Here is a 5035-nt window from a genome sequence, read left to right on the forward strand (position 1 = left end):
AAGGCGGTGAACTCGGCCGGGATCACGTAGCGCCACAGGGCGGTTCCCCCGCTGGCGCGGCCAAGCTCTTGCAGGGCCTCAGGCTCGGATACCTGCCAGGGCTGCGGCCAGATCAGCACCACGGCAAGCGCCGCCAGGGCCGCGACGGGCACAAGACCTTCCAACTGGTCCCGCCACGCACCAAGCCCGAGGGCCAGCGCCCCGTAAAGGCCGATCATGACGAAAGCCGCGCCGTTGTATCCTGACGCGTCGGCAAGCCACAAAAGCAGCAGGCCCGCGCCCGTGACCCCGACACCCGACGACCGGGTCAGGACGGTCGCCACGAACCGCACCAAGGCCGTACCGGGCATTTTCACCGGCAGATCCGTCGCGAGAAGGGCAAAGAGCGCGGCAAGCCCAAGGGCGTAGGCCGACAGGATGCCTTGGTCGGCCAGCCCAAAATCCATCAACATGTAGAGTGCCGGCCACAGATAGGCGCCTGCGATGGTCAGGTAGGCGAAGGCCCACCACCTGCACCAATGCATGACCGCCAGGCAGCCTGCCGAGAGCACGAAGAGATAGAGAAAGAGCGGCAGGGCGGCGGACTCGGGGGCACTGACCAGGCCCGGGACCAGATATCCGGCGACAAGCCCGATCAGGCCCACAAGCGCCCCATGGCGCAGCGACAGGGCGAGGCCGGAATAGGCCGTCAGACCAAGCGCGACGAAGCCCGTGGTGGGTCCGAGAAGCCCGTAGAGCGCGTGGGCCGCGTAGAGAGAGACGAACACCGCGAACACGCCCGTGCCGGTCAGGATGGGCGGAATGAAATCGGTCTTGATGGCGCGTTCGAGTGCCTTCACGGGGCGCGCGCGCACCCATTCGCCGGCTGACAGCATCAGCCCACCGAAGATCAACCCCATGACCACGCGCGCAAGCGGCGTCAGCCACCCCTGGTCCACCGCGTAGCGGAACAGGAACACGACGCTGAGCCCAAGCGCCAGACCGCCCACCCAGACCATCCAGTTCGACGATACGTGATCGCGCATCCCGGGCCAGGCCGGCCCCATGAGCGGTTGTTTGGGTGCGCGCGTCCCTTTGTCGGCTCGGCCCGACCAGGGGCCATCGGCCTCGGGCGTATGCTCCTCACCGGGCTCTTCCCGCTCGGCGTCCTCTGTCAGGAACTGCGCGGGGGGCCTGTCTTCCAGTGGCTGCGGTTCGGACAGATCGCCCTGGGTCAAGGCATCGTCCAAGTCACGGTAGATCTGGAGGCTCGCTGGCGCATCCTGTGGCCCTTCAGGCGCGTCGCTTCCCCGCAACTGGGCCTCGAGGGCCTGAATGCGCTCGCTCAGCTGTGCGATCTTCAATCCGAGAAGAATCGGAAAGACGATCACATAGCCCAGGAAGATCACCAAAAGTGCAATGAGGCCACCCATGGGGTTAAGATGCCCTTTTTTCCGCTGCCTGTCATGATCTAGGTCAAGCGGCGCTCCGGGGCCCGGCGGCCCCGGGTTTCGGGATCAGTGGAACACGAAGCTCCGCATGGACACGCTGCCCAGGTCGATGCCTTCATTCATGAAGGTCAACTGGTCACGTGCGTCGGAGGCCCCCGCGATGGTCAGCGCTGGCAGGTAATGGTCCACGGTCGGATGCGCCATGGACAGAAGGCTGCCCATGCCCTGCCGGTCTGCCAGACCGGCCAGGTCGCGATCGGCCAGCTTGCTGGAGAAGCCGCTGTCAAACGCCTCTGCCCAATCGAAGGCCCCGGCGCCCATGCGCATGGTGCGCAGGTTGTGCACGATATTGCCGCTGCCCAGGATCAGCACGCCCCGGTCCCGCAGGTCCGACAGCAGCCGCCCGGTTTCAAGGTGCCAGTCTAGGTCCTTGGTCATGTCGAGCGAGATCTGGAACACCGGCACATCCGCATCGGGATAGAGGAACTTCAGCACGCACCAGGCCCCGTGATCGAGCCCCCAGGTATCATCGCCCTCGGCATGGTGGCTGGCCAGAAGCGTGGTCACTTCCGCGGCCAGGTCCGGCGCGCCGGGGGCAGGATAACGTTGCTGGTAGAGCTCCTGCGGGAAACCGTAGAAGTCATGGATCGTGCGGGGCATGGCCGAGACATCGACCAGGGTCGTGCCCCGTGTCATCCAATGCGCCGAAACGACGAGAATTGCCTGCGGTCGCGGCAGGGCTGCGCCGAGCGCGGTCCAGCCGCGGGCATATTCGGTGTCCTCGATCGCGTTCATCGGGCTGCCATGGCCCAGGAAGACGACGGGCATCCTGGCCGACTTGGGCAGGCTGTCACGAAGCGATTGCAGGGATTGGGCCACGGACATAGCGCACCCTCCTTCTACTCTGGAAAAGCTCGGTCCACCGGACTACCCGATGACCGTTGCCCCCATATCGCCCTTCAAGAACCCTATCACCAGTGCCCGATATGTGAGCCAGCGCAGGGCGCCCGTGCGAAAGGGGCCTCAGGTTGGCTCATGCGTCCCGTTTCATGATCCATTCCGACGCGGGGTCGGGGACGAACCTCCAGTTCCGGCGGGGGCCTGCCATGACGTTGAGGTAATACATCTCGAACCCGTAGGGCGCGCCGCAGGGATGATGGCCGCGGGGCACGAGGACAACATCCCCGTTCTGAACGGCCATGGTTTCGTCGAGAGAACCATCCTCGGTATAGACCCGCTGCACGCCCCAGCCCTGGGCGGGGTTGAGGCGGTGGTAGTAGGTTTCCTCAAGATAGGTGATGCGCGGGAAATCGTCCTCGTCGTGGCGGTGGCTTGGGTAGCTCGACCAGTGGCCCGCCGGGGTGAAGACCTCGGTCACCAGCAGGCTGTCGCAATAATCCTCGGCCTCCATCGCGATATTGTTGATGTAGCGCGTGTTGGTGCCCTTGCCGCGTTCGGTGAGCGTAATGCCCTCGGGCCCGATCCTGCGGGCCGGGTGCCCCCCCTGTCCGGGCGCCGCACAGACCGCGATCGTGCACTCGGTGGTGGCCTCGGCCTGCCACCCGGAGCCATTGGGCAGGTAGAGGCACTGGGGCGGGGTCTTCTCGAAGACGTCCACCCGGTCGCCAAGCTCGCCCCAGTCCTGTCCGGCGCCGCTGATCTTCGCCTTGCCTTCGACCATCACGAGGATGACCTCGGTTTCGCCGGTTGTCTCGCCCACAACGTCGCCCGGCCGCAGCCGGTAAAGCGAGAAGCCAACGTAGCGCCAGCCCGCGCTGGCAGGCGTGATCTGGTGCACCTTGCCATGGGTGCCGAAGGGTTTGCACAGAAGGTCAGCCATTGTCGTCCTCGTTCCTGTCTTCGCGCGGGGTCCCGCCCACGAAGAAGCTCCAGCCTGCGTAGGCGCCAAGCGCGCCGAAGATCATTGCCCATCCCGGCGAGCCGCCCATCAGTTCCACCAAGGCCCATCCCAGGCAGACCGCCACCACGGCAATGCGGATCCAGAGCGGGCGGAAGAACGGGTGGTCCATGTCGAACATCGCGGGCAGCTCCTTCGGGTCAGGCGCGGGGGTCGATCTCCAGCCCCGCGCGGTCGCAGACCATCAGGATATGCTCGTAGCCCAGTTTCGAATAGTCGTAAGGCGGTGCCTTGGCCGGGTCCTGTTCGGCCTCGACCACGATCCAGCCCGCGTAGTCCATCGCCTTGAGCTTGTCGGCCACCGCCTGGAAGTCGATGCAGCCATCGCCCGGCACGGTGAAGGCACCCGCGATCACCGCGTCGAGAAAGCTGCGGTCATGCGCGCGCACGTCCCGAACCACCTCGGGGCGGATGTCCTTGAAGTGAACATGTGCAATGCGCCCGGCCCATCGGTTCATCACCCGCATCACGTCCCCGCCGCCAAAGAGCATGTGCCCGGTATCGAAGCAGAGCTGCACCTCGGGCCCAGACCCTTCCATCAGCCAGTTCACGTCCTCCTCGGCCTCGATGATCGAGCCCATGTGGTGGTGATAGGCAAAGGGCATCCCCTGCCCCGTCACCCATTTGGCCACTTCCGTCAGCTTCGCCGCATAGGCCAGCACCTCGTGACGGGACAGTTTCGGGCGGTTGTTGACCGGCACGCCCTGCATCCCCTGTACGGTATTCGAACATTCGGCATAAACGATGCAAGGGGCATTCAGGGCGACAAACTGGTCCACCTGCTGGCCAATCGCGGCACATTCCTCGGCCACACTGTTCATCAGCGTATTACCCGAGCACCAGCCGCCGCAGAGCGCGATGTCATTGGCCTCAAGGTAGCTGCGCAAGCCCTCGGTATCATGGGGCATGCGCTGGCCGCGCTCGACGCCGGTGTAACCGATCTCACGGGCTTCTTTCAGGGCCTGCTCCATCGTGTAGGCGGCGGTGAGGTCCGGCAGGTCGTCGTTCTGCCACGCAATGGGAGAGATCCCGATCTTGACGCTCATGGGGTGTGCTTTCAGACGGTGCGCTGTGTCTTGCGCTTGGTTTCATAGGTGGCGCGGGCGGCGTTCACCTCCGCGCGCGGGCTGACTTCGGGAACACCCACTTCCCACCAGCTGCCGCCATGCGGGGTCGAGGGATAGGGATCGGTGTCGAGCACGATGGCATAGACGCCGTCATGGGTTTTGGCCTTCGCCAGATGATCCTCCAGCTCGGCGATGCTCGCGGCTTTCACGGCCTTGGCCCCCATGCTGGCGGCATGGGCGACGAAGTCGATCTGCGAGGGGTTCACGTGATAGGCCGTGTCCAGCAGGTTGTTGAACTCCGCCCCGCCCGTGCCCATTTGCAGCCGGTTGATGCAGCCGAAGCCCCGGTTGTCGGTGATCACCAGCGTGAACTTCGCCCCCATCATGCAGGCGGTCGCAAGTTCCGAATTGGCCATCATGTAGGTGCCATCACCGGTGAAGCAGACGATGTCGCGCTCCGGTTCGGCCATCCAGATGCCAAGCGCGCCAGCGATCTCGTAGCCCATGCAGCTGAAGCCGTATTCCATGTGATAGCTGCCGGGCCGCCCTGCCTTCCACAGCTTGTGCAGCTCGCCCGGCATGGTGCCCGCGGCGCACATCACCACCGTGTCGGGCCCCGC

Annotated in this window: 6 protein-coding genes; all 6 read right to left on the minus strand. The window is 65.1% G+C overall.

The features are described 5' to 3' along the window. The coding region (locus tag ACEQXV_RS15665) for a DUF2339 domain-containing protein (RefSeq protein ID WP_370269949.1) at positions 1-1412 on the minus strand (1412 nt) is incomplete at its 3' end. Between the two features lie 84 nt (positions 1413-1496). After that, positions 1497-2315, minus strand: a complete 819-nt coding sequence (ygiD, locus tag ACEQXV_RS15670; protein ID WP_370252959.1) for a 4,5-DOPA dioxygenase extradiol — start codon at positions 2313-2315, stop codon at positions 1497-1499. A gap of 148 nt (positions 2316-2463) precedes the next feature. Beyond that, positions 2464-3270: a 5-deoxy-glucuronate isomerase gene (iolB, locus tag ACEQXV_RS15675; RefSeq protein ID WP_370269950.1), complete on the minus strand. Its 807-nt coding sequence runs from the start codon at positions 3268-3270 to the stop codon at positions 2464-2466. After that, complete coding sequence (locus tag ACEQXV_RS15680) at positions 3263-3469, minus strand: hypothetical protein (protein ID WP_370252963.1); 207 nt, start codon at positions 3467-3469, stop codon at positions 3263-3265. Before ACEQXV_RS15680 ends, iolB begins: the two co-directional genes overlap by 8 nt. 19 nt (positions 3470-3488) lie before the next feature. After that, positions 3489-4394, minus strand: a complete 906-nt coding sequence (gene iolE / locus ACEQXV_RS15685) for a myo-inosose-2 dehydratase (RefSeq protein ID WP_370269952.1) — start codon at positions 4392-4394, stop codon at positions 3489-3491. Between the two features lie 11 nt (positions 4395-4405). Continuing rightward, the coding region (locus ACEQXV_RS15690; protein ID WP_370269953.1) for a thiamine pyrophosphate-dependent enzyme at positions 4406-5035 on the minus strand (630 nt) is incomplete at its 5' end.

It is taken from the genome of Nioella sp. (assembly GCF_964229645.1).
In the GTDB taxonomy this organism is placed as follows: domain Bacteria; phylum Pseudomonadota; class Alphaproteobacteria; order Rhodobacterales; family Rhodobacteraceae; genus Nioella.